This is a genomic window from Flintibacter porci (genome assembly GCF_041925195.1).
Classification (GTDB): domain Bacteria; phylum Bacillota; class Clostridia; order Oscillospirales; family Oscillospiraceae; genus Lawsonibacter; species Lawsonibacter porci.
The window spans coordinates 1-21443 of sequence record NZ_JBHEVB010000010.1 but is presented as its reverse complement, the minus strand read 5'-3'; the positions used below and the strand labels follow the sequence as shown (position 1 = coordinate 21443).

28 protein-coding genes and 2 pseudogenes are annotated in these 21443 nt (G+C 50.8%); 27 read left to right on the top strand and 3 right to left on the bottom strand.

Annotation, left to right across the window (positions count from 1 at the left end):
* Window positions 1-20 precede the first annotated feature (20 nt).
* The 12 genes and pseudogenes from ACEVJL_RS11560 to ACEVJL_RS11505 all read left to right on the top strand — a co-directional run.
* Window positions 21-365, top strand: a complete 345-nt coding sequence (locus tag ACEVJL_RS11560) for a hypothetical protein (protein WP_374737956.1) — start codon at window positions 21-23, stop codon at window positions 363-365.
* On the top strand, window positions 362-1348 hold the full coding sequence (locus tag ACEVJL_RS11555) for a DNA adenine methylase (protein ID WP_374737955.1): 987 nt from the start codon (window positions 362-364) through the stop codon (window positions 1346-1348). The genes ACEVJL_RS11560 and ACEVJL_RS11555 overlap by 4 nt, the downstream gene beginning before the upstream one ends.
* A gap of 2 nt (window positions 1349-1350) precedes the next feature.
* Complete coding sequence (locus tag ACEVJL_RS11550; protein WP_374737954.1) at window positions 1351-1794, top strand: hypothetical protein; 444 nt, start codon at window positions 1351-1353, stop codon at window positions 1792-1794.
* Complete coding sequence (locus tag ACEVJL_RS11545; protein ID WP_374737953.1) at window positions 1787-2512, top strand: DUF3849 domain-containing protein; 726 nt, start codon at window positions 1787-1789, stop codon at window positions 2510-2512. Before ACEVJL_RS11550 ends, ACEVJL_RS11545 begins: the two co-directional genes overlap by 8 nt.
* Window positions 2513-2531: 19 nt before the next feature.
* Window positions 2532-2900, top strand: a complete 369-nt coding sequence (locus ACEVJL_RS11540; RefSeq protein WP_374737952.1) for a SpoVG family protein — start codon at window positions 2532-2534, stop codon at window positions 2898-2900.
* Window positions 2901-2980: 80 nt separating this feature from the next.
* Complete coding sequence (locus ACEVJL_RS11535; protein WP_374737951.1) at window positions 2981-3487, top strand: YodL domain-containing protein; 507 nt, start codon at window positions 2981-2983, stop codon at window positions 3485-3487.
* Window positions 3488-3633: 146 nt separating this feature from the next.
* Entirely contained in the window at window positions 3634-3888 is a 255-nt protein-coding gene (locus ACEVJL_RS11530) for a DUF6133 family protein (protein ID WP_374737950.1), read from the top strand.
* Window positions 3889-3896: 8 nt separating this feature from the next.
* Window positions 3897-4292 carry a prepilin peptidase gene (locus tag ACEVJL_RS11525; RefSeq protein WP_374737949.1) on the top strand — a complete coding sequence of 132 codons (396 nt, stop codon included), beginning with the start codon at window positions 3897-3899 and terminating at the stop codon, window positions 4290-4292.
* Window positions 4293-4302: 10 nt separating this feature from the next.
* The gene (gene cpaB, locus ACEVJL_RS11520; RefSeq protein WP_374737948.1) at window positions 4303-5175 is read left to right on the top strand and encodes a Flp pilus assembly protein CpaB; all 873 of its coding nucleotides are present in this window, start codon (window positions 4303-4305) and stop codon (window positions 5173-5175) included.
* On the top strand, window positions 5172-5978 hold the full coding sequence (locus ACEVJL_RS11515) for an AAA family ATPase (RefSeq protein WP_374737947.1): 807 nt from the start codon (window positions 5172-5174) through the stop codon (window positions 5976-5978). Before cpaB ends, ACEVJL_RS11515 begins: the two co-directional genes overlap by 4 nt.
* 53 nt (window positions 5979-6031) lie before the next feature.
* Window positions 6032-7081, top strand: a pseudogene (locus ACEVJL_RS11510) (ATPase, T2SS/T4P/T4SS family); the annotation flags it as partial.
* A pseudogene (locus ACEVJL_RS11505) lies at window positions 7081-10689 on the top strand (SNF2-related protein); the annotation flags it as partial. The pseudogenes ACEVJL_RS11510 and ACEVJL_RS11505, both read left to right, overlap by 1 nt.
* Window positions 10690-10760: 71 nt before the next feature.
* Here the strand turns inward: ACEVJL_RS11505 and ACEVJL_RS11500 are convergent.
* A complete protein-coding gene (locus ACEVJL_RS11500) occupies window positions 10761-10994 on the bottom strand; it encodes a hypothetical protein (protein WP_083870444.1) in 234 nt (77 codons plus the stop codon).
* A gap of 174 nt (window positions 10995-11168) precedes the next feature.
* Between ACEVJL_RS11500 and ACEVJL_RS11495 the strand changes: the two genes are divergently transcribed.
* The 7 genes from ACEVJL_RS11495 to ACEVJL_RS11465 all read left to right on the top strand — a co-directional run bounded on the left by ACEVJL_RS11495 (window position 11169) and on the right by ACEVJL_RS11465 (window position 14288).
* Window positions 11169-11975: a DUF3848 domain-containing protein gene (locus ACEVJL_RS11495; RefSeq protein ID WP_340041968.1), complete on the top strand. Its 807-nt coding sequence runs from the start codon at window positions 11169-11171 to the stop codon at window positions 11973-11975.
* Window positions 11972-12316 carry a plasmid mobilization protein gene (locus tag ACEVJL_RS11490; protein ID WP_340041967.1) on the top strand — a complete coding sequence of 115 codons (345 nt, stop codon included), beginning with the start codon at window positions 11972-11974 and terminating at the stop codon, window positions 12314-12316. Before ACEVJL_RS11495 ends, ACEVJL_RS11490 begins: the two co-directional genes overlap by 4 nt.
* Before the next feature lie 162 nt (window positions 12317-12478).
* Window positions 12479-12790 carry a hypothetical protein gene (locus tag ACEVJL_RS11485; RefSeq protein WP_044946414.1) on the top strand — a complete coding sequence of 104 codons (312 nt, stop codon included), beginning with the start codon at window positions 12479-12481 and terminating at the stop codon, window positions 12788-12790.
* Entirely contained in the window at window positions 12787-13086 is a 300-nt protein-coding gene (locus tag ACEVJL_RS11480; RefSeq protein WP_340041966.1) for a CD1845 family protein, read from the top strand. The genes ACEVJL_RS11485 and ACEVJL_RS11480 overlap by 4 nt, the downstream gene beginning before the upstream one ends.
* Window positions 13087-13316: 230 nt before the next feature.
* On the top strand, window positions 13317-13520 hold the full coding sequence (locus tag ACEVJL_RS11475) for a hypothetical protein (RefSeq protein WP_340041978.1): 204 nt from the start codon (window positions 13317-13319) through the stop codon (window positions 13518-13520).
* Between the two features lie 138 nt (window positions 13521-13658).
* Window positions 13659-13841 carry a hypothetical protein gene (locus ACEVJL_RS11470; protein ID WP_340041965.1) on the top strand — a complete coding sequence of 61 codons (183 nt, stop codon included), beginning with the start codon at window positions 13659-13661 and terminating at the stop codon, window positions 13839-13841.
* 60 nt (window positions 13842-13901) lie between these two features.
* Entirely contained in the window at window positions 13902-14288 is a 387-nt protein-coding gene (locus tag ACEVJL_RS11465) for a hypothetical protein (RefSeq protein ID WP_340041964.1), read from the top strand.
* Between the two features lie 442 nt (window positions 14289-14730).
* On the opposite strand, the gene ACEVJL_RS11460 is transcribed toward ACEVJL_RS11465, so the two are convergent.
* Window positions 14731-14970, bottom strand: coding sequence for a helix-turn-helix domain-containing protein (locus ACEVJL_RS11460; RefSeq protein ID WP_125116840.1), 240 nt, complete (start codon window positions 14968-14970; stop codon window positions 14731-14733).
* Window positions 14971-15090: 120 nt separating this feature from the next.
* On the opposite strand from ACEVJL_RS11460, the gene ACEVJL_RS11455 reads away from it, so the two are divergent.
* From ACEVJL_RS11455 to ACEVJL_RS11435, 5 genes are all read left to right on the top strand, one after another.
* Window positions 15091-15528 (top strand): hypothetical protein, encoded by a 438-nt coding sequence (locus ACEVJL_RS11455; RefSeq protein ID WP_340041963.1) that lies wholly within the window; start codon window positions 15091-15093, stop codon window positions 15526-15528.
* Between the two features lie 32 nt (window positions 15529-15560).
* On the top strand, window positions 15561-16970 hold the full coding sequence (locus ACEVJL_RS11450) for a relaxase/mobilization nuclease domain-containing protein (RefSeq protein ID WP_374737945.1): 1410 nt from the start codon (window positions 15561-15563) through the stop codon (window positions 16968-16970).
* Between the two features lie 156 nt (window positions 16971-17126).
* Window positions 17127-17471 carry a hypothetical protein gene (locus ACEVJL_RS11445; RefSeq protein WP_340041961.1) on the top strand — a complete coding sequence of 115 codons (345 nt, stop codon included), beginning with the start codon at window positions 17127-17129 and terminating at the stop codon, window positions 17469-17471.
* Between the two features lie 48 nt (window positions 17472-17519).
* On the top strand, window positions 17520-17969 hold the full coding sequence (locus ACEVJL_RS11440; protein WP_340041960.1) for a hypothetical protein: 450 nt from the start codon (window positions 17520-17522) through the stop codon (window positions 17967-17969).
* 71 nt (window positions 17970-18040) lie between these two features.
* Window positions 18041-18463, top strand: a complete 423-nt coding sequence (locus ACEVJL_RS11435) for an HTH domain-containing protein (RefSeq protein WP_340041959.1) — start codon at window positions 18041-18043, stop codon at window positions 18461-18463.
* 390 nt (window positions 18464-18853) lie between these two features.
* Here ACEVJL_RS11435 and ACEVJL_RS11430 read toward each other — a convergent pair whose 3' ends face one another.
* Window positions 18854-19210: a helix-turn-helix transcriptional regulator gene (locus tag ACEVJL_RS11430; protein WP_191540467.1), complete on the bottom strand. Its 357-nt coding sequence runs from the start codon at window positions 19208-19210 to the stop codon at window positions 18854-18856.
* Between the two features lie 169 nt (window positions 19211-19379).
* Here ACEVJL_RS11430 and ACEVJL_RS11425 point away from each other — a divergent pair, with 169 nt between their 5' ends.
* The 3 genes from ACEVJL_RS11425 to ACEVJL_RS11415 are packed head-to-tail and all read left to right on the top strand — an operon-like array spanning window position 19380 to window position 21312.
* Window positions 19380-19574 (top strand): DNA-binding protein, encoded by a 195-nt coding sequence (locus ACEVJL_RS11425; protein WP_374737944.1) that lies wholly within the window; start codon window positions 19380-19382, stop codon window positions 19572-19574.
* Window positions 19571-20278, top strand: coding sequence for a response regulator transcription factor (locus tag ACEVJL_RS11420; RefSeq protein WP_374737943.1), 708 nt, complete (start codon window positions 19571-19573; stop codon window positions 20276-20278). The genes ACEVJL_RS11425 and ACEVJL_RS11420 overlap by 4 nt, the downstream gene beginning before the upstream one ends.
* Window positions 20275-21312, top strand: coding sequence for a sensor histidine kinase (locus ACEVJL_RS11415; RefSeq protein WP_374737942.1), 1038 nt, complete (start codon window positions 20275-20277; stop codon window positions 21310-21312). Before ACEVJL_RS11420 ends, ACEVJL_RS11415 begins: the two co-directional genes overlap by 4 nt.
* The last annotated feature ends 131 nt before the right edge of the window (window positions 21313-21443 follow it).

Genomic DNA, 21443 nt, shown 5'->3' with positions numbered 1-21443 from the left:
CACCCCGGAAAGGAGCCCGCATGACCACGACAACGGATAACCCAATTGCTGAGTACCTGAAAACCTATCACAAGGGAGCGCAAAGCGTCATATCCAGCCGGGAGCTGGAGGCGGCTTTTCAGATCCGCGGGCCTGACCTGCGCCGGTTGATCAACAGCCTGCGCGGGGAGGGCATTCCCATCTGCAGTTCTGATTCCGGCTATTTTTACGCCGGCACTGAGGAAGAACTGCAGAGAACCATCCGGCAGCTCCGGAGCCGGATCAAGAAGATCGCCCATGCGGAGCGAGGTCTCTCCAAGGCATTGGAGCAATTCACTGACAGCGGGCAGATGTCGCTGCCATTGGATGGCGGTGATGCCGATTGAAAAGCTTCATCCCCTGGGTGGGGGGTAAAAGCAAGCTGCTGTGGCTGATCCGCAAGCTGTCTCCCTCGCGGTATTCCCGGTTTATTGATGTGTTCGGCGGCAGCGGAACGGTGACCCTGAGCCGTCCCATCCAGCCGGGATGTATGGAGGTTTACAACGACTTCAACAGTGACCTGACCAACCTGTTCTGTTGTGTCAAGAACAGAACCATGGCACTGCTTCAGGAGCTGGGCTTTCTGCCGCTGAACACCCGTGACGATTTCAATGTGCTGTATAAGTTCTTCTCCAAAGAGGAATTCACCGATGACTATCTGAAAGAGGAACTGGAGCTGACAGAGCGGTATCTGGAGCTTCCGGACGCCGAGACCATCCAGAGAATGATGCTGGAACGAGCGCCTCGCGGTGATGTGCGGCGCGCCGCCGACTTTTTCAAGCTGATCCGATACAGCTTCAGCGGCGGCGCCAAGTCCTTTGCAGGAAAATCCTGCGACATCCGCCGTTTTTTCTACCTGATTTGGGAGTGCTCCCGCAGGCTGGCGAATGTCGTCATCGAAAACAAGGACTGCGTGGAGATCGTACACCAGTACGACCGCCCAGACGCATTTCTTTATTTCGATCCGCCCTACTACGATGCCGAGGACTGTTACGCGGCGGTGTTTCCAAAGGCAGATCATCAGCGTCTCCACGATGCCCTTCTGGAGTGCAAGGGATATGTCATGGTGTCCTACAATTACTGCCCCTTCATTGTGGAGCTGTATAAGGAATTCTACATCTTCTACACGACACGCCCCAACAGTATGTCCCAGACGGCCGGAAGCGAATATGAGGAGATCGTCATCACCAACTACGACCCCCGGCGCCACAATTCCGCAAGGCATTGGCAGCTCAATCTTTTCAACCTGTCTGCCGCGGATGAGGAGGAAGGAAACTACACCCTGATCCATGAACCAACAACAGAACTCAGACAGAAAATGGAGGAATGAACATGACTTTTATCAAGTACACCAATGACGGCAAGGCCGTCATCCAGCCCGCAGCCCTGATCTTAAGCGGCCTGGACAGAGAGGATGCGCTGGAGATGCATACCCTGGAAAACGCCATTGTTTTGTTCAAACAGGAGATGGAACCTTCAGAGAAAGTTGCCGCCGTGACAACCCTGCTGCGGCTGACCCACAGCCTGTCGGCGGATCTGCTGGCCGACTGGGAGGATCAGGAGGAGGACGAGGATATGTGCGACGGCTGTCATGGCTGTGATGAAGACACGCTCCCCATCCCCGCCGAGGCCTTTGCGGATGCCGGTATTCTGTACGACAACCTCCGTGTAGTCAGCGTGGACGGCGCTGTTCTGGTGGTATCCGATGACCGCAAGACCGCATGGAGCGATGCGCTGACCAAGGCGATCCTTGAAAGCGAGAAAGCCGATGACTAAGGATCACGCCTATCTCTACCTTGGTTCCATCTCCGAGGCCAAGCGGCAAAACGAGGTGGCCCTCTGGCGGGCAAGCCACCTGGAGAACATTGCCTGCAAGCAGGCCATCGAGGAGGCCATTCGCAGGGATTTTGATGGTATGCACCTGGACCGTGACTGCGCCAGAAGTGTCATCGACAAGTTCGGATTCAAGCGTGTAGGGTGGGTACTGTCCGCCACACTTCAGCAGAAGCACTATGATGGGCGGTTCAGCCCGCAAAACAAAACATGGGCTGCATCCACCTTTATCCCTCCCAGCGACCGCAACTATGAATTTGCGGTAGAAAGCCACCCTGCCGTGTTGGACGGCTTCGTCAAAGCATTCCGTGAAGCGCAGGCGGAGCTGAAGCTGTTTGACCGATCCCAATGCGATGATATGACTACCCAAGACCTGGAAGGCAAGGTGCTGGTCATGAGTCCCTTCACGCTGAAGGAGTCCTACTGGGCGCCGGAAAATCAGCTCTGGCTGGCAACCGGCGGCTTTGGCTGTGTCCCCACCGCTGCAGGCAGAGCGGTATATGCCACCTGCCTTGGTGATGGAGAGCAAGTACGATGGAACCGCAGCGACTTCATTGGCATTCTCCGGGAGGAGCATCTGCCCGACTGGGCCAGGGAGCGTTTGGAACAGCTCCAGCAGGAGTCTCCCAGCACTCCTGAAATGAACCAACCATCTATGTAAAGAAAGGAGATCAGTTACCATGGCAACGACGAAGAAAAAGCAGCAGGAGACCTCTACGCCCCAAGTGGAAGCGCGGATCGACCGTCTGGTGGATGGAGACTTCAAAACCAAGGCTTTCGCCAGCGCCACGATCGGCGGCGCATTTGCCATCCACGGAATCCGGGTGATCGAATCCGACAAGGGGCGGTTCATCTCCATGCCCCAGGAGTCCTACAAAAAGAATGGGGAAACCAAGTACAGCGACACCTTCCATGCCATCACCGCCGACGCTCGCACCGCTTTGGTGGATGCGGTCAACAGCGCTTACGAGCAGAAGCTCCAGGAGCAACAGGAACAGCAGGAACAGCGGAGCGAGATGCCCGAACAGGCCATGAGCCAGCAGATGTAACGGATATGGCCGGAAGGAGGTGATGAATCCTGATTCGTTTCACAGTCGATAACCGAAACCGTCTGATCTTCTATGACAATATGGTGGGCTATGTAAAAGACAGCACCGCTGTTGTGGATGAGATGTTCCAGACCGATGAGCTGTCCCGTTATCTGGCCAGAATGAACCTGACTCCCCAATGGGAGGAGGGCGTGTTTGACCGCTTGACTGCCGGCGAGGTACCCGGTGAGGAACTGGGTCAGCCGCAGAAAGGCTGCCGTATCTGGCAGCTCCGAAAAGATGTAGATGTCACCATGCGTTTCATCGGATATGAGGATCTGGTCAAAAAGTTCGGAGAACCGGATGCCGGCAACTACACGCAGGTATTCGAGGGGGATCTGGGCACCAATGATCTGGAGCGGATCTATGCCATCTGCAGGGATAATCCCCCTCCTGAATATCAGGGGTACCGAATGGCGCTGTCCGATGTAGTGGAGCTGTATGACGCTTCCGGCAGCGAATTCTATTACTGCGACCGGATCGGGTTCCGCCCCATCCGGTTTGACCACAGCCAGGAGCAGACAGAATGTATCGAAATGACCATGTAGGCCGGACGATGGGTAATCGTCCGGCCTTTGCTTTGCCCCACCGAGGCCGAGGCCCTCCCGGGATAAGATATCTATGACCGAATCTGCGTCATCAAATCATCCACGAATATCCAAAATTCAATTACTTATAAGGAGGAATTTATTTTATGAAGAAGCTGTTCAAGAACATCGCCAACACTGCCAAGACTACCGCCGCCAACTGCAAGACTGCCATCGCCGCCTTCCACAGCCGGGCCACCAGCAACAACGCCGGTGAAGGCTATATCGATACCGCCGTCAAGGTGCTGATCGCCGTTGTCCTGGGCGCCCTGGTGCTGGCTGGCCTGTATGCTGTGCTCAACGACACCGTAATGCCCACCGTCACCCAGCGCATTCAGGAGATGTTCGACTACGCAGGCTGATGAACTGGGTGCAGGCACTGGTCTTTTGCGGCGGGCTTGTCTATGCCGCTGTGGATGACCTGAGATCCAGAACAGTCCATGATATCGTCTGCATCATAATCGCACTGGCGGGGCTGAACACCATCAGCCCCGCCTCCCTTTTGGGGGCGCTACTGGCGATGGCCCCGTTCTACCTCTGTGCAGGTCTCGGCCTGATGGGCGGAGGCGATTGGCGGCTGGCGGCCGCTGCAGGCTTTGTCCTGGGATTTGAGCGGGTAATGGCTGGCTTATGTTTGATGGCCGCTGCGCTTCTTTGCACTTCCTTTGCCATGCGGATAATCCCGGCACTGCGGAAGCGCACGGCAGCAAAACAGCCGCTGGTTCCGTATATTGCAGTGGCTTTTATCCCCGCATATTTTTTGTAAGGAGGCTTTTATGAAAATTTTTCGCAACCGCACCGTGGCCGGTGTGCTGTGTATCCTTCTGGCGCTTCTCATCTGCTTTGGAGTAACGCCCCTGTTCAGCCGCAGCGCCAGTGAGAAGGCTGAGATCGTCCGAGTTGCCGCCGACATCAAGGAGGGTGACGAGATCACCGCCGAGATGGTACAGACCGTGGAGGTTGGCGCCTATAACCTGCCGTCCGGCATCATGACAGAGAAAGACGAGGTCATTGGTAAATACGCTACCGCGGACCTGAAGGTGGGCGACTACATTTTGGACAGCAAGCTCTCCTATGAGCCCGCCGCTGAGAATTCCTATCTGTACAATCTGGATGGCAGCAAACAGGCCATCTCTGTCACCATCAAGAGTTTCGCCACAGGTCTGTCCGGCAAGCTGGAGAGCGGCGACATCGTCTCCGTCCTTGTGGCCGACTACAAGGGTATGGGCGAAACCGTGATCCCGCCCGAGCTGCAGTATTTTGAAGTCATCTCCGTTACCGCTTCCTCCGGTTACGATGCCAACACCGGCGAGGCGGTTGAGGATGAAAAGGAGCTTCCCTCTACCGTTACTCTCCTGGTGACTACTGAGCAGGCCAAGGTTCTGGCTGGACTGGAACAGGAAAGTGAACTGCACCTGGCTCTGGTCTACCGCGGCGCCCCTGAGAATGCCAATGAGTTTATCGCAGCGCAGGACGCTCTGATCGAGGAACTGTACACCGAACCGGAGGCTGAGACAGCGGAGGGCTCCGAGAATACGGAAAGCACTGAACCCGTGGGAAGTGAGGGCGCTGAGAATGCGGAGAGTGCTGAAACTGTAGAAAGTGAGGGTGCCGAGAATGCCGCAGAGAGCGAGGCGGCTGGAGAATGAATTTCATCAAAGGAAGCCTGTTTCATCGAAACACTGATCCAGAGGAAATGGAACCTGTTGTGGAGTCTGGCGGCGGCATTCTCGCCGTCTGGGGAAGCCCTGGATGCGGCAAAACCGTGACTGCAGTGAAGATCGCAAAGAATCTGGCCTCCCAGAAGAAAAATGTAGTGCTTCTGCTCTGCGACATGACTGCCCCTATGATGCCCTGCATCTGCCCGCCCTCAGAGCTGGAGTGCGACAAATCCCTGGGCAGTATCTTTGCGGCCCAGCGCATTTCCGTGAACCTTATCAAGCACCACCTGACCACCCACAAGAAAATCTCCTATCTGACCATGTTGGGTCTCCGTAAAGGCGAAAATGAGTACACCTATGCAGCCTGCACCAAACAACAGGCCGAGGAACTCATCCGCAGTCTGCGTGAAATCGCTCCCTATGTGGTCATTGATTGCTCCAGCTACATTGCAAACGATATTCTCTCTGCAGTGGCGCTTATGGAGGCCGACAGCGTCCTCCGGCTGGCCAACTGTGACCTGAAGTCCATCGGCTACCTGTCCAGCCAGCTCCCGCTCCTCCGGGAACTGCACTGGGATGAGGACAAGCAGTATAAGGCTGCATCCAATGTCAAACCCCTCCAGGCCGCTGACCGCATCGGTCAGGTTCTGGGCAGCGTCGCCTTCCAGCTTCCCTATTCTCAGGAATTGGAGGAGCAGTATCTGGAAGGTGTGCTTCTGAACGACCTCGCCATGAAGGACAGCAAGGCCTTTCGCCGAGAGATCGAGAAAATCTGCAAGGAGGTATTTTGATGCTTGGCGACAGAAGAAGCAACTCGCTATTCGCCCCCACTGCGGCCACCTCCATGCCGGAGCCAGGGTCGGAACAGGCCGAGGTGCATGATATCGCCTTTGAGGAAGATACCGGCCGGTCCATCTTTGCGGAAAACAATGTGGCGCCCAAGGCAAGCGATATCTTCTTTGCCCCCTTGGACAAGGGGATGCCCTTCGCAGAGGTGCTCAGCCAGGTGCAATCCTACCTCTCCGGTACCTATGCCACCCTGATTACTGACAGCGGCGACGAGGCAAAGGAACAGATGAAGCGCCGCATTGCCCGGTACCTGCAGGACAACCGAATGGCTGTGGACGGCATGACTCAGGGTGAGCTGGTGGACGCTCTGTACACGGAAATGGCCGAGTATGGTTTCCTCACCAAGTACATCTTTGCAGACGGCATCGAGGAGATCGACATCAATTCCTGGCGCGACATTGAAATCCAGTATTCCGATGGCCGCACCGTCAAGTTGGAGGAACACTTTGACTCCCCGGACCATGCAGCCAATGTCATCCGCCGTATGCTGCAGAACTCCGGCAAGGTGCTGGACAACGCCAGTCCCATCATCACCTCCCGTCTGGCCAAAAACATCCGTGTTTCGGTCATCAAGACCCCGGTGCTGGACGAGGACGCAGGTGTTGCGGCCTCCATCCGAATCGTCAATCCCAAGAATCTGACCAAGGAGGACTTTGTTGGCAGCGGAACCGCAACGGAGGAAATGCTGGACTTTCTGTCCGCCTGTCTGCGCTACGGCGTCTCCATCTGTGTGGCTGGCGCCACCAGCTCCGGCAAAACCACCGTGGCGGGCTGGCTTCTGTCCACCATCCCTGACCGCAAGCGGATCTTCACCATCGAGGACGGTTCCCGTGAGCTTCAGCTTATCCGGGAACAGAACGGCAGGGTGGTCAACTCCGTCGTCCACACCCAGACCCGTGACAGCGAGAACGAGCGTCAGCGCATCGACCAGATCGCACTGCTGGACATCGCCCTTCGTTTCAATCCCGACATCATCGCTGTGGGTGAGATGCGCGGCCCGGAGGCCAATGCGGCCCAGGAAGCCGCCCGTGTCGGTGTGGCTGTAAACAGGCCGAACTGAACCGGCTCTATGACAGCTTCTCTGCAAAATATGGCCTTATCAATGACCGGGCGAACCGGCTGGCCTTTGCTGATGATTCCAGCTACTATCTGCTCTGCGCGCTGGAAGTCATTGACGAGGACGGCAAGCTGGAGCGCAAGGCGGATATGTTCACTAAGCGCACCATCAAGCCCCACAAGGCGGTGGACACTGTGGATACCGCAAGTGAAGCTCTGGCCGTATCAATTTCCGAAAAAGCCTGTGTCGATATGGCGTATATGTCGGAGCTGACCGGCAAGACTGGCGATGAGCTGGCCGCCGAGCTGCAAGGCGTGATCTTCCGTGTACCTGGGCAGTTGGAGAAAGACGGCACTCCCCATTATGTGACCGCCGACGAGTATCTGTCCGGCAATGTGCGGCGCAAGCTGCGTCAGGCACAGCGGGCCGCACAGCAGGACCCTTCCTTTGCAGTCAATGTGGAGGCCCTTACCGCTGCCCAGCCCAAAGACCTGGATGCGTCGGAGATTGAGGTGCGCCTGGGCGCTACCTGGATCGACAAAGAGTACATCCAGCAGTTTATGTATGAGACCTTCGACACGCCGTTTTATCTTCAGCGCAATATCGAGGTCAACTATTCTTCTTTCACCGCTGAGTGGCAGATCACCGGTAAAAGCTCTGTAAGCCAGAACAATGTGGCAGCCTATACCACCTACGGAACCAGCCGTGCCAACGCCTACAAGATTCTGGAGGATTCTTTGAACCTGCGGGATGTCCGTATCTACGACACCGTGGAGGATGCGGACGGCAAGGAACGGCGTGTCCTGAACGCCAAAGAAACCACGCTGGCAGCACAAAAGCAGCAAGCCATCCGGGACGCTTTCAAAGACTGGATTTGGAAAGACCCGGACCGCCGCCAAGCTCTGGTCCGCCAGTACAATGAGGAAATGAACTCCACCCGTCCCCGTGAATACGACGGCGGACACATTACTTTCGGCGGCATGAACCCGGCCATCACCTTGCGGGAACACCAGAAAAACGCTATCGCTCATGTGCTGTACGGCGGCAATACGCTGCTGGCGCACGAGGTAGGCGCTGGTAAAACCTTTGAAATGGTGGCTGCCGCCATGGAGAGTAAGCGCCTGGGCTTGTGTCAGAAATCCCTCTTTGTTGTGCCGAACCATCTGACCGAACAATGGGCGTCGGAGTTTCTGCGGCTCTATCCCTCCGCCAACATTCTTGTCACCACCAAAAAGGACTTTGAGACCCACAACCGCAAGAAGTTCTGCGCCCGCATTGCCACCGGCGACTATGATGCCATCATCATGGGTCACAGCCAGTTCGAGAAAATCCCCATCAGCCGGGAGCGCCAGGAGAGGCTCCTTCAGGAGCAGATCGACGAGATCACCGAGGGCATTGCCGAGGTGAAGTACAGCGGCGGTGAAAGGTTTACCGTCAAGCAGCTGGAACGCACCAAGAAATCTCTGGAGGCCAGACTGGAAAAGCTTCAAGCCGAAGGCCGCAAGGACGATGTGGTGACTTTTGAGCAGCTGGGCGTGGATCGGCTGTTTGTGGACGAGGCGCACAACTACAAGAACCTGTTTCTTTACACCAAGATGCGGAATGTGGCCGGTCTCTCCACCAGCGATGCCCAAAAGTCCAGCGATATGTTTGCGAAGTGTCGCTATATGGATGAACTGACCGGAAACCGTGGTGTGATTTTCGCCACCGGCACCCCCGTATCGAACAGCATGACCGAACTTTACACCATGCAGCGGTATCTCCAGTATGACCGCTTGCAAGAGCTGAACATGACCCACTTCGACTGCTGGGCCAGCCGCTTCGGAGAAACCGTCACGGCGCTGGAGCTGGCACCGGAAGGCACCGGCTACCGGGCAAGAACGAGATTCAGCAAGTTTTTCAACCTCCCGGAGCTGATGAACCTGTTCAAAGAGGTGGCGGACATCAAGACCGCCGATCAGCTGAACTTGCCCACCCCGGAGGTGGAATACCACAACATCGTGGCCCAGCCTACTGAACACCAAAAAGAGATGGTGCAGGTTCTCTCCGAGCGTGCCTCCAGAGTACACAGCGGCAGCGTTGACCCCTCAGAGGACAATATGCTCAAGATTACCGGCGATGGCCGCAAGCTGGGTCTGGACCAGCGTATCATCAATCAGCTGCTGCCGGATGAACCCGGAACCAAGGTCAATCAGTGTGTGGGTAATATCATGCAGATCTGGCGGGACGGCGAGGCTGACAAGCTGACCCAGCTGGTATTCTGCGACATTTCCACACCCCAGGCAGCTCCCTCCAAAAAGGCAGCCAAACAGCTGGACAATCCCACACTTCATGCGCTGGAACAGGCTGTGCCGTTGGATGAGCCGGAGCCTGCCTTTACCATCTATGAGGACATCCGGCAAAAGCTCATCGCCCAGGGAATGCCTGCCGAGCAGATTGCTTTTATCCACGAAGCCAAGACCGAGGTGCAGAAGAAAGAACTGTTTTCCAAGGTACGCACCGGGCAGGTGCGTGTTCTGCTGGGCAGCACCTCCAAAATGGGCGCTGGCACCAATGTGCAGGACCGCCTTGTGGCCCTCCATGACCTGGATTGTCCGTGGCGTCCGGGAGACCTTGCCCAGCGCAAGGGCCGTATTGAGCGCCAGGGCAACCAGAACCCTCTTGTCCATGTGTACCGTTATGTCACCGAGGGAACTTTTGACGCTTATCTCTGGCAGACGGTTGAAAACAAGCAAAAATTCATCAGCCAGATTATGACCTCTAAATCGCCGGTCCGCTCCTGCGATGATGTGGACGAAACGGCGCTGTCCTTTGCCGAGATCAAGGCCCTGTGCGCCGGAGACCCCCGTATCAAGGAGCGCATGGATTTGGATGTGGAGGTTGCGCGTCTGAAGCTGATGAAAGCCGACCACCAGAGCAAGCAGTACCGCCTGGAGGATCAGTTGCTCAAATACTTCCCCCAGGAAATCGAAACCAACAAGGGCTTTATCAAAGGCTTTGAAGCGGACCTGGAGACCTTGGCCGCCCATCCTCACCCGGATGATGGCTTTGCGGGGATGGAGATCCGGGGCGATGTGCTGACTGACAAAGAAAACGCCGGTGCAGCCCTGCTGGACGCCTGTAAGGAGGTCAAAGGCTCCGAACCGGTGCAGATCGGCAGTTACCGGGGCTTTACTATGTCAGTGGAGTTTTCCGCTTGGAAACAGGAATATACGCTCCTGTTGAAAGGCCAGATGACCCACCGGGCAAGCCTCGGCACAGACCCGCGCGGAAACCTCACCCGTATCGACAATGCACTGGCTCAGATGCCTCAGCGTTTGGAAGCCGTAAAAAACCAGCTGGACAACCTTTACCAACAGCAGGCCGCAGCCAAAGAGGAAATCGGAAAGCCGTTTCCCTTTGAGGATGATCTGCGAGTCAAGTCCGCCCGTCTGGTGGAACTGGACACGCTGCTGAACATTGACGGCAAGGGCCACGCCCAGCCGGAAACTGTGGTTGCCAAGAGCGCACGGCCTTCGGTGCTGGACAGCTTGAAGCGCCCGGTGCCACCCCGTAGTTCTGAAAAGAAACCGAAACAACATGAGGAGGTGCGATAAACAAAAAGGACGAGCAAGCCGTTTGACTTGCCCGTCCTTTGTACTTTCCAATCTGAGGGTAGGTAATAGGTTTAATTATTCTTATCAAATACTCCCCATACTGCAATCGCCAATCCGATAATCGCAACAATGATAGAAACGGTAAATGGCATAACCAAATCCATTCCTAAAAGGCAACCGTACCATCCGTCAACACCATTGTAAGAGTACGGATTTAACGGAGATAATACTGTCGCAACAATAATAGAAATTGTGCTAATAGCACCGATTGCCATAACTGCTATACCTAAAATAAGTTTTTTCACTTTTCTTCCCCTCTCCAATACTGGTTTTGTCAATTTCATTATACTCAAGAATTATGAATAATTCAACCACAGAAAGCGAGGTATCAACCATGTACCACCCCCAAGAACAGATAGACCGGGCGAACCAAACCGTCCCTGCTTCTCTCTCATATAACGAAAAGGAGGTGTGATAATATGAATACCAACGATCTGAATACGGCCCTCTATGAGAAGATGGCCGCTGAGCAGGACAAATACCGGGACTGGCTGAAAAGCCAGCCCCCGGCAGAAGTCCTGAACCACGCCTGCGAGTACACCATCCGGGAGGATATTTTGATGTGCATGGAGGAATTGGAACTGACAGACGCGCAGGCTCAGGCACTTTTAGATTCCCCCTCACCCCTGGCAGATATATTCCATTACTTTGGAAAGTCGGAAACCGGATACATGGATGTGATCCGGGACAGCATCGAGAACCGAGCGGATGATGTGTGCAAGGTTTTGGTAGAACAGCGGTCCATCCCTCTCTATCTCCATTCTGCCACCTATGCGTCCCAGCATGGGGAGATGGCACAATATAACTGCTCTTATCAGGCAAACCTCGACTGTAAAGAGGTCATTGAACACGCCATCAGCACCCACTATGCGGATAACAGGCTGGATGCGGAGGCTGCGGTCAAAGATGTGCTGGAAAAGTTCGGGGCGGAACGAGTACAGTTCATCCTTGCCAACACCATCCAGCATAAGGACAGCGATGGCCGTGTTTCCCGTGACAACAAAGCCTGGGCAAAGACCATTCCTATGCCGGAGGACAGCGGCACTTCGCGCCACTGTGCTTATCTGGTTGTGGATGGAGTCAATCCTGGACTGACCGATCTGTTTACACGGCAGGCGCGTAAAATGTTCCAGGAGCCGGAGAAAGGCTCCGTCTTGCAAAAGCTCAAACAGGAGCCGCCCGCCCACAAGCCTGCTTTGCCGAAGAAACAGGAGGTGGAACGGTGAGTGCCCCCAACCGTAAGCGGGATGTCCAGGTGAATTTCCGGGTCTCCCCGGAGGAGCTGGCGCTGATCGAGCAGAAGATGTCCCAAGTTGGGACGAAGAACCGGGAAGCCTATCTACGAAAGATGGCGCTGGACGGTTATGTGGTGCAGCTGGATTTGCCGGAGCTGAAGGAGTTGGTGTCCCTGCTGCGCCGGAGCAGCAACAATCTGAACCAGCTTACCCGCCGAGTACATGAGACCGGGCGTGTCTACGACGCTGACCTGGAGGATATAGCCCAGCGGCAGGAGCAGCTATGGGAGGGCGTGAAGGAAATCCTGACCCAGCTCTCCAATCTATCGTGAGGGGTATATATCCCATCTGCGGAGGAAGGAACGGCGTTCTTTTCGCCGCGCCTTCCTCCGCTTTTTCTTTTTGTCCGCATCCTTGCCTTTTTCTGGTGCTTGCCGGATAATAAAGGCAGATAGCAAAGTGTTCTCACATCTCACAAAGGAGTTGAGATACCGATGTTGACCTTTGAAAAGGTTTTAGAGATTTTCGAGGACTATCTGGCACAGGATATGGAGCTGGAAGTCTACAAGAGCCGATATGGATATGTCTGCGTGTCCTTCAACGGTTCACCCCCGGACCCGCCCTATTGCGAGGGTGATGTGTGTCGGACCCCGGAGGAACTGTTTGACCATCTGCTGGTCGAGTATGAATCTTTTGCCTCCATTCAGCTGACAAAGGGACGCCGGGAAGAAAACGAGGCCGACGAGGAACAGGTCCGCCGTCTGTGCCAGAAGTATTTGGATCGTCGAGAGGAGGCCATGAAATGACCGCATTGAAACTGATTTTGAAGATTGTGATTGCGCCGGTGATCCTGCTGCTCACCCTGGCCATCTGGATTTGTGTGGGGATGGTCTATGTATCCGGCTTGGTGCTGGGGCTGCTCAGTACGGTAATCGCCCTGCTGGGCGTGGCCGTCCTGGTGACATACTCCCCGCAGAACGGCCTTATCCTGTTGGTGATCGCGTTTCTCATAAGCCCCTTTGGGCTGCCGAAGCTGGCCTTTTGGCTGCTGGGCAAGGTGCAGGATTTGAAGTTTGCAATACAGGATTTGGTTTATGGATAAAAGTTGCCCTCTCCCATTAACGGAGAGGGCAACTTTTAGTGTAACGCAATTTTAGCTTTCCCTGTTGGGATAGTGAAAGTGGTTGCTGGAATCATAGCTGTTATCGTTGTACTCTATATTTTGTTGGTCGCTATTGGATCTTGGACAATATCCAATGTTACGGCTTCTCCCAAGGTGAACGATAGCGAAGGAAGCGTCATTGTCAATGAACCCTATAATGGGCTTGCAGATTGACCAGTGAATTTACAATTCATTCCCTCCATGTAGGCGGCGGCTGGCAACAGCCGCCGTTTATCGGACAGAAAGGAGCGACCAGCCATGACGAAACCAAGAGAGAAAACCTGCGAGGAGTGACCGACGCAGATCCGGAAACGGGCTGCATGGAGTTTGATATTGAGAAAGGCCGCTTCTCTTTCCGTCTGACCGCCCCATAAAGCGAGGAAGACCAGAAAGCTGCATAACGGAGCAAAACGCTGCCGACAGGCTGAAACAATGTAGATTTGTTCATAGTCTTGTGATAAAATTAAATATAATCAAGCAGATAAAACCGGTAATTGATGGGAGTGGCACATATGAAAAACAAATTAAGAGATGTTGCTATTGCTATCGCTATATTGGCTTTTTTATGTATCGTATTTTGGAAAATAGGCTGGATTTCCTCTTGGAAAGGAGTTCTGTTTTTATATTCTTTATTGGCAATTAGGATTATAATAAGCATAATTGCGGATGTAGTAAAAACGAAATTCGGCAAATGAATTTTCTGCTGGAGGATATAACAGGACGGACAACCAGACGGTAGAAAGGAGATTGATAAAATGAAAAAAATTGCAGCAATGTTGTGCTTGCTTATTTGTTTAGCCACAATGGTATCATGTGGTTCTTCAAAAGATGATGTTTTGCATTTAGGAATAGATGCGGTAATCACTGAAATTGATGACACAACCAAAACCATAACTGTGAAAGGCAGTGATAAGAAAGGATTTTTGCAGCAAGAGTGTCTTATTGACTGTTCGGAAACTCCAATGATTTTCTGCAATTATGAAACACATGAATTAAAAGACATATCCTTTGATGATTTGCAGGTTGGTGATGAAATCATTTTATCTATTCAGAGTTCAGAAATAGAGAATTTTCAAAAGGATAGTGATACGGCAAAACTAAAGGTTGAACAGTTACAATTAGGTACACAAAGAATGGAATAAACTACAATAAACTGGAAAGGAAAATAGGTTATACTTAAAGACAAGTTTGCAGTTTTGTCTGTTATTTCACTTTTGCTTTATGCAATTATGCGTTTTTGTGAAGAAACTATCGAAACATATTGCCATGTGCGTTTGATTGCAGCACAGGTCAATTATACAAGTACGGATTGGCAAATTAACGGAGAACCTATACAACAACTATTGTTGATTTTAGCCGCTGTATGTCTGATTATCGCTATAATCAATACCATTCAAAATCGTAGAAAGCAGAAGTAAATATTAGCAAAGAGCAGCTATTTTCAATCATGGAAATGGCTGCTCTTTGCTTTTGCCTATGGGCAGAAAGGAGCGACCACCCATGACGAAACCGAGGGAGAAAACCCGTGAGGAAGTGACCGCCGAGATCAGATAATAAGACCTCCGGCGAAGCTCGTCGGAGGTCTTATGGTTCCAGATTATCTTCTTTGAAAAGTGGCGATGCAAAAAAGGTATCTATCCCAATTTCCAACCCCTGGCACATCTCGTGAATGATCCGCAACTTTACGGAATCGTAAGAACAGTTGATGATATTACCTATGGTGGACTTGGGAACGCCGCTTTTCATATACAGCTGATACTGCGTCATATTTCTTTCATCCAGTAATTCAGAAAGGCGTTTGCTCACCGCCTCATTTAGTTTCATTCAATACACCGCCCCTGTAACTGTACTATATTTAGTATATGGGCAGTTCTGCTAAAATTAGTCCCTGTACCTGTACTAATGAGGATATTTGCGGTATGATGGTAATAGGGGTGCCATCGTATGAATGTAACATTTTGTGGTCATTCGCAAATCACAAAAGAAGATAAGATTGCGAGTTGGCTTCGTACAGTAACACAAAATCTAATTGAGCAAGGAGCAACAACTTTATTTCTCGGAGGATATGGAGAGTTTGATAGTTTAGCGGCATCCATTTTGCGAGAACAAAAGAAAAAGTATCCACAGATTGAGTTGGTTCTTGTCTTAGCTTATCTCAACACCGGGAGGAACACTTCTGGCTATGACAGCACTGTGTATCCGCCGCTGGAAACCGTGCCACGCCGTTTTGCGATTTCTCATAGAAACCGCTGGATGGTAGAAGTCAGCGATGTGGTAGTAGCGTATGTTCTCCATGATTGGGGCGGAGCTGCCACGACGCTGCGGTGCGCTAAGCAGAAAAAGAAGCAGATTATTTCATATCGTGACGAGATGGGCAGCTGAGGCTGCCCATTTTTTGAAAGGAGGGAAACTTCATGGCAACCACACGCATTATGCCGCTACACATCGGCAAGGGCCGAACCGAGAGCCGTGCTATCAGCGAGATCATCGACTATGTGGCCAACCCGCAAAAGACCGACCACGGTAGGCTCATCACCGGCTATGAGTGTGATAGCCGTGTGGCCGACGCCGAGTTTATGCTGGCCAAGCGCCAGTATATCGCTGTCACCGGACGGGTCCGGGGCGCAGATGATGTAATCGCCTACCATGTACGCCAGTCCTTCTGTCCTGGGGAGATCACCCCGGAGGAAGCGAACCGGCTAGGCGTAGAGTTTGCCAAGCGGTTCACCAAGGGCAAACACGCCTTTATCGTCTGTACCCACATTGACAAGGCCCATGTCCATAATCATATCATTTGGAGTTCGGTCAACCTGGACTGTGACCGGAAGTTCCGTAATTTTTGGGGCAGCACAAAAGCTGTCCGGCATCTGAGCGACACCATCTGCATTGAGAACGGACTGTCCATTGTCGAAAACCCAAGACCCCACGGCAAAAGTTACGACCAATGGCTGGGCGATCAGGCGAAGCCCTCCCATCGGGAGTTGCTCCGTGCTGCTATTGATAACGCCCTGGCACAAAAGCCTGCTGACCTGGACGAGCTGTTGAAGCTGCTCCGGGAATCCGGCTGCGAAGTATCCAAGCGCGGCAAATCCTACCGTTTGAAGCTCCCCGGCTGGGGCAAAGTGTCCCGCCTGGACAGTTTGGGCGACGGCTACACCCTGGAGGACCTGCTGGCTGTCCTCGCCGGACAAAAGGAGCATACGCCCCGTCGGAAGCCGGTCAAGCAAGCAGATCCGCCGAAGGTCAATCTGCTGGTTGACATCCAGGCAAAGCTCCAGGCCGGAAAAGGTGCCGGATATGCGAGATGGGCCAAGGTCTTTAATCTGAAACAGATGGCACAGACCGTAAACTATCTCACGGAGCATAACCTGTTGGAGTATGCGGTTCTGGAGGAAAAGGCTGCGGCAGCTACGGCCCACCATAATGAGCTATCTGCCAAAATTAAAGTAGCGGAAAAGCGTATGGCAGAGATCGCCGTGCTGCGAACACATATCATCAACTATGCCAAAACTCGTGACACCTATGTGGCCTACCGGAAGGCCGGTTACTCCAAGAAATTCCGAGAGGAACATGAGGAGGAAATCCTGCTCCATCAGGCTGCTAAAAATGCCTTTGATGATATGGGGGTCAAGAAGCTCCCCAAAGTTAAGGAGCTGCAAGCTGAGTACGCCCGGCTCCTGGAGGAAAAGAAAAAGACCTATGCCGAGTACAGGCACTCCCGTGAGGAAATGCGGGAGCTACTGGCGGCGAAGGCTAATGTGGATCGACTTTTGGAGATGGATAAAGAAAGACAGAAAGAGAAAAACAAGGAGCGTGACCGATAAAAGTGTTTTTGTTTGAAGCAATACATCTGCGAAAGCTGATTAACATAGAATTGTTCATATGTATGTGGTACAATATATGTGAATTTTATGTTCTGTAAGCTGACAAACTAAGAAGTATGCCTATGGTATCAACTCCGAATTTGAGAGGTGAAAAAAATGAAACACGGCGAATACAATATTGTATGTGATGACTATAATAAATGGCGAAAAATTATGAATGAGGAATTGTCCTCTGCAACTATTTTTGAAATCCATTGTTGGAACGAGGAACAAGAATGCATCAACCTTGCATTACAGTTCGGTATCCAAAAAGATTTTAAGTGGAATGGTGGAACGATCATTGAAGGAAAAGTTAATCAGCCTTTTAAGGATTGGCTTATGAGTTTACCTAAACCATCTGATACAGAAATCTATAACAAGATGACCCCATTTTTTTCCATATTCTTAAACAACGGCTTTAGTTCAGAACATTATGGGACGGAACTAACAAAACATAATTAGCGGGATATGTTACTTTTTTACTTATAAACAGAAAAGGGGATGTTTGTAATGAGTGTTTGTGTTTTTATTGCAGCAAATTGCCCTTTACCGGAAGTTAAACCTACGGAGGATTATCCACTGCACATCAATATAGATACTAATGTAGTCTATGATGGTGGCGAAGATGATAATTTCTTTCTGCTTCCGTTTGATGATGTGAACATATACAGTGAAAAGAAATTTGGGGTATATCTTGAACTCCCTCTATACACCGATGGACGAGCAAGGCAAATAATCGACTATATAAAGTCCGCTCTCCGTCAAACGGAAAGTGTAGAACTTTGGAAAGTTTGGCTGTTGGGATATTGGGAATACGACGATAGGCCGTACATTCGCAAAAAAATCGTTAGTATTAAAGATTTAACTGTTGCCGACATCAAGGAAATAAACGATGCAGAAAATTGGAACAATAAAGACCCCAATCACCCATCATTCTACTGTTTAGAGATTGTTCAGTGAAACTTGCTGCTATTTTGGCATAAAAGAAAATAGTGGATGACGAATGTTTTCTTTGATTTTAGGGGTATGGTATGACCGTAATAGAAAATATATCCGAGAAAGTAAAAACATTACTCGAAAAGTATGAGTTTAATGTAAACACCCTTGCAAAATATTTGGGGTTATCTGTGGCACAGATCAATGATATTGCCAACGGAAATTTGCAATGTGTTGTAGGGAAACACACGATAATAGATAAGATCATGTTTCTCTATGTTATTACTTGTGAAGAATCCGATTTGAAAGCAAGTGCCTTTTTGGAAGTGCTTATGTCCTACCATCACCTATCTAAAGCTACGATTGCAAAAATGGCAAAAGTTAAAGTTGGCGATATTGAAAAAATGATGGAAGGCTTGGCCGATGAAGTCGATACAGAAACAAAATATAAAATTACAACTACTGTTATGTCATTGAGGTTTTTCCTAAAGGATTGTGAACCACCTATTGAAGAATAAATAGTTTCGTCAAGCAAAGCGCCGGGCGCGGGGGCAGCGTGCCTCTGCGTCCGGCGTTGTTTATGTTTATGATTGAAATTATGTCTATACAAATTACAACATGGAAAAGAGAAAAATAGCGTACTTATGGCTCAATATGTGCTTACACAACAAGATTTAGGGATTGATACTGCTTAGAATAAAAGCCCTGCCCTGAACTGTCCTGGGTAGGGCTAATAGCGTCCATCGGACGCGCAGCCGCAGAATGAAATTCTGCGTTCATGGGGGCTTGGGGGAATACCCTCAACAAGCAGCGCCGGAAGCCGAATGGCTATCCAGGGGCATTGCTTGCCTCTTTCCCGCAGGAATAAAATAAGCCAGTGACGAAACCTTCAGATTTCGCTCACTGGCCTACTTTGTTTCAAGTTTCTTGGAAAGTTCCTTTAGTTCCTCGGTAAATCCCCGCGTATGTTGTAACAAGGTTTCTCGCATCTCCGGCGGACACTTCATATACAGCAGCTTCATCTCATTCTGTCCTGCTTCGTCCGGCGAGAGGTCTGAGAAAATAAGTGAGTCCAGTGAAAGATGGACCACCTTTGCCAATGCTTTCAAAATCACATAGGAAGGATTTCTCTTGGCCTTCTCAATATCGGCAATCTGTTTGGTAGAAACATGGGCTTCATCAGCCAGCTGTTCCTGCGTCAGATTTTTTTCTTTTCTTGCTGCGCGGAGTGCCTCCCCCAAAGCAGTCAAATCATCAATCGGCATTATCGTTCACCCCAATAATATTGTATCGTTCCGGTTTGATTTGAGGAATAACCTTATCGTTCCGGTTTACAGGTAGGATTATACCGATTTTCTCCCTTGAGGCATGGTCGCAGACTTGTATTCTTCGAGCACTAGAAATATAATAGAATAGATTGCTGGAGGTGTGAAGATGGATTACATGATGCTCAAAGAGGCGAGTGAAAAATGGAAAATTTCAGTTCGACAGGTAAATTACTATTGTACCGATGGCCGCATTCCCGGTGCTGTAAAAATGGGAACTGTCTGGCTGATACCCAAAGATTCTCAAAAACCAGCTGACAAAAGATATAAAAGCACTCGCAGTAAGGAGGGTGAAGGCAAATGAAGCACATTTTCTTTGTAGAAGACGATCTAAGTTTAATCAACGGATTGTCATTCGCAATCCAAAAACAGGGATATGCGTTGACGATTGCTCGTACAATCGCAGAGGCGGAACAGCTATGGGCAAACGGTAATTATGACTTGGCGGTTTTGGATGTAACTTTGCCGGATGGTTCCGGCTTCGATCTTTGCCAAAAAATCCGGGCATCTTCTAAAGTCCCGATTATGTTTTTGACTGCTGCCGACGAGGAAACAAATATTATTATGGGCCTTGATATTGGCGGTGATGACTATATTACTAAACCGTTCAAGCTGGCCGTTTTTCTTTCGAGGGTCAATGCCCTTCTCCGTCGCAGCGAAAACTATAATCAGGCACAAGATAACAACACTGCCTTGAAATCGAATGGTATAGAGGTTCAGCTTCTCAAACAGGAAGTAACTAAAGACGGTGTCACAATTAGCTTGACTGCCAGCGAATATAAGCTGCTGTGTCTGTTCATGGAAAATCCTAATATCGTCCTTTCACCTGAACAGATTTTGAGCAAGCTGTGGGATTGCGATGAAAAATACATTGATAACAACACCCTGACTGTATATATCCGGCGGCTTCGCACGAAAATCGAAGATAATCCTGCCGATCCTCAAAAAATAGTGACGGTTCGCCGCATGGGATACAAGTGGAACGAAACAGATAGGGGCGTGTTATGAAAATACTGGTCAATCGAAAAATCAACCGCCTTTTTCTGTGTCTATTACTGATAATGGCAGTTTTCACCGCAACTGCAATCATCTTTATTGCTCTGAAATTGGAGAATACAGTCTTTTATGTGTCAGTAGCCGCCGTGTTGATGATACTGCTTGTTCTTATCGCCCTGTACTTGTATTTTCGAGAACAGAGCAAAATTATGAATGGAGCCATAGAGCAAATTCGGGAATACATTGCAGGAAACCGAAATGCGCGTATCGAGTGTGATGATGAAGGCGACTTATACCGGCTGTTCCATGAGGTCAATTCCCTGGTTGCGATTTTGAACGCCCATGCCGAGAACGAAGGCCGCGACAAAACCTTTATGAAGAATACCATCTCCGATATTTCCCATCAGTTAAAGACGCCTCTTGCTGCACTTAATATTTACAATGGTTTGATTCAACAGGAAGTGAGCGATAACCCGGAGCTGAGGAAATTTGCCTCACTCTCTGAGCAGGAATTGGATCGGATTGAAAATCTTGTGCAAAATCTTTTGAAAATCACCAAGCTGGATGCAGGGACGATCACTTTGGAAAAATCCATCCAATATGTTGCAGATATGATGGAATATGTTAAAAAGCATTTTTCCTATCAAGCACAGCAACAGGAAAAAGCTCTCATACTCTCTGGCGATGACGAAATCACCCTTTTCTGTGACCAAACCTGGTTAATAGAGGCAGTCAGCAATTTGGTGAAGAATGCCATCGACCATACAAAGGCAGGCGCAACAATCTCCATTTCATGGAGAGCTTTTGCGTCTGTCATTCAAATCATTGTAAGCGATAACGGCAGCGGCATTCACCCGGAAGATCTGCCCCACATTTTCAAACGGTTTTACCGCAGCCGATTTTCAAAGGATACGCAAGGGATCGGGTTGGGCCTGCCACTGGCAAAGGCGATTATAGAAGCACACAATGGAACGATTGAGGTGGATAGCACACTTGGGGTTGGAACAACCTTTACGATCAACTTTTTGATTCCTACAAAATTGTAGGGTTCCTGTCATAATGCTCATGTACGGTAAAGTATCACAAGAAAATTATGTCGAATTGACAGCCGCCTCCGCTATACCGAATAAGGAAATAAAGAGTCCTCAAATTTTGCGCTACTAAATGAAGACGAGCG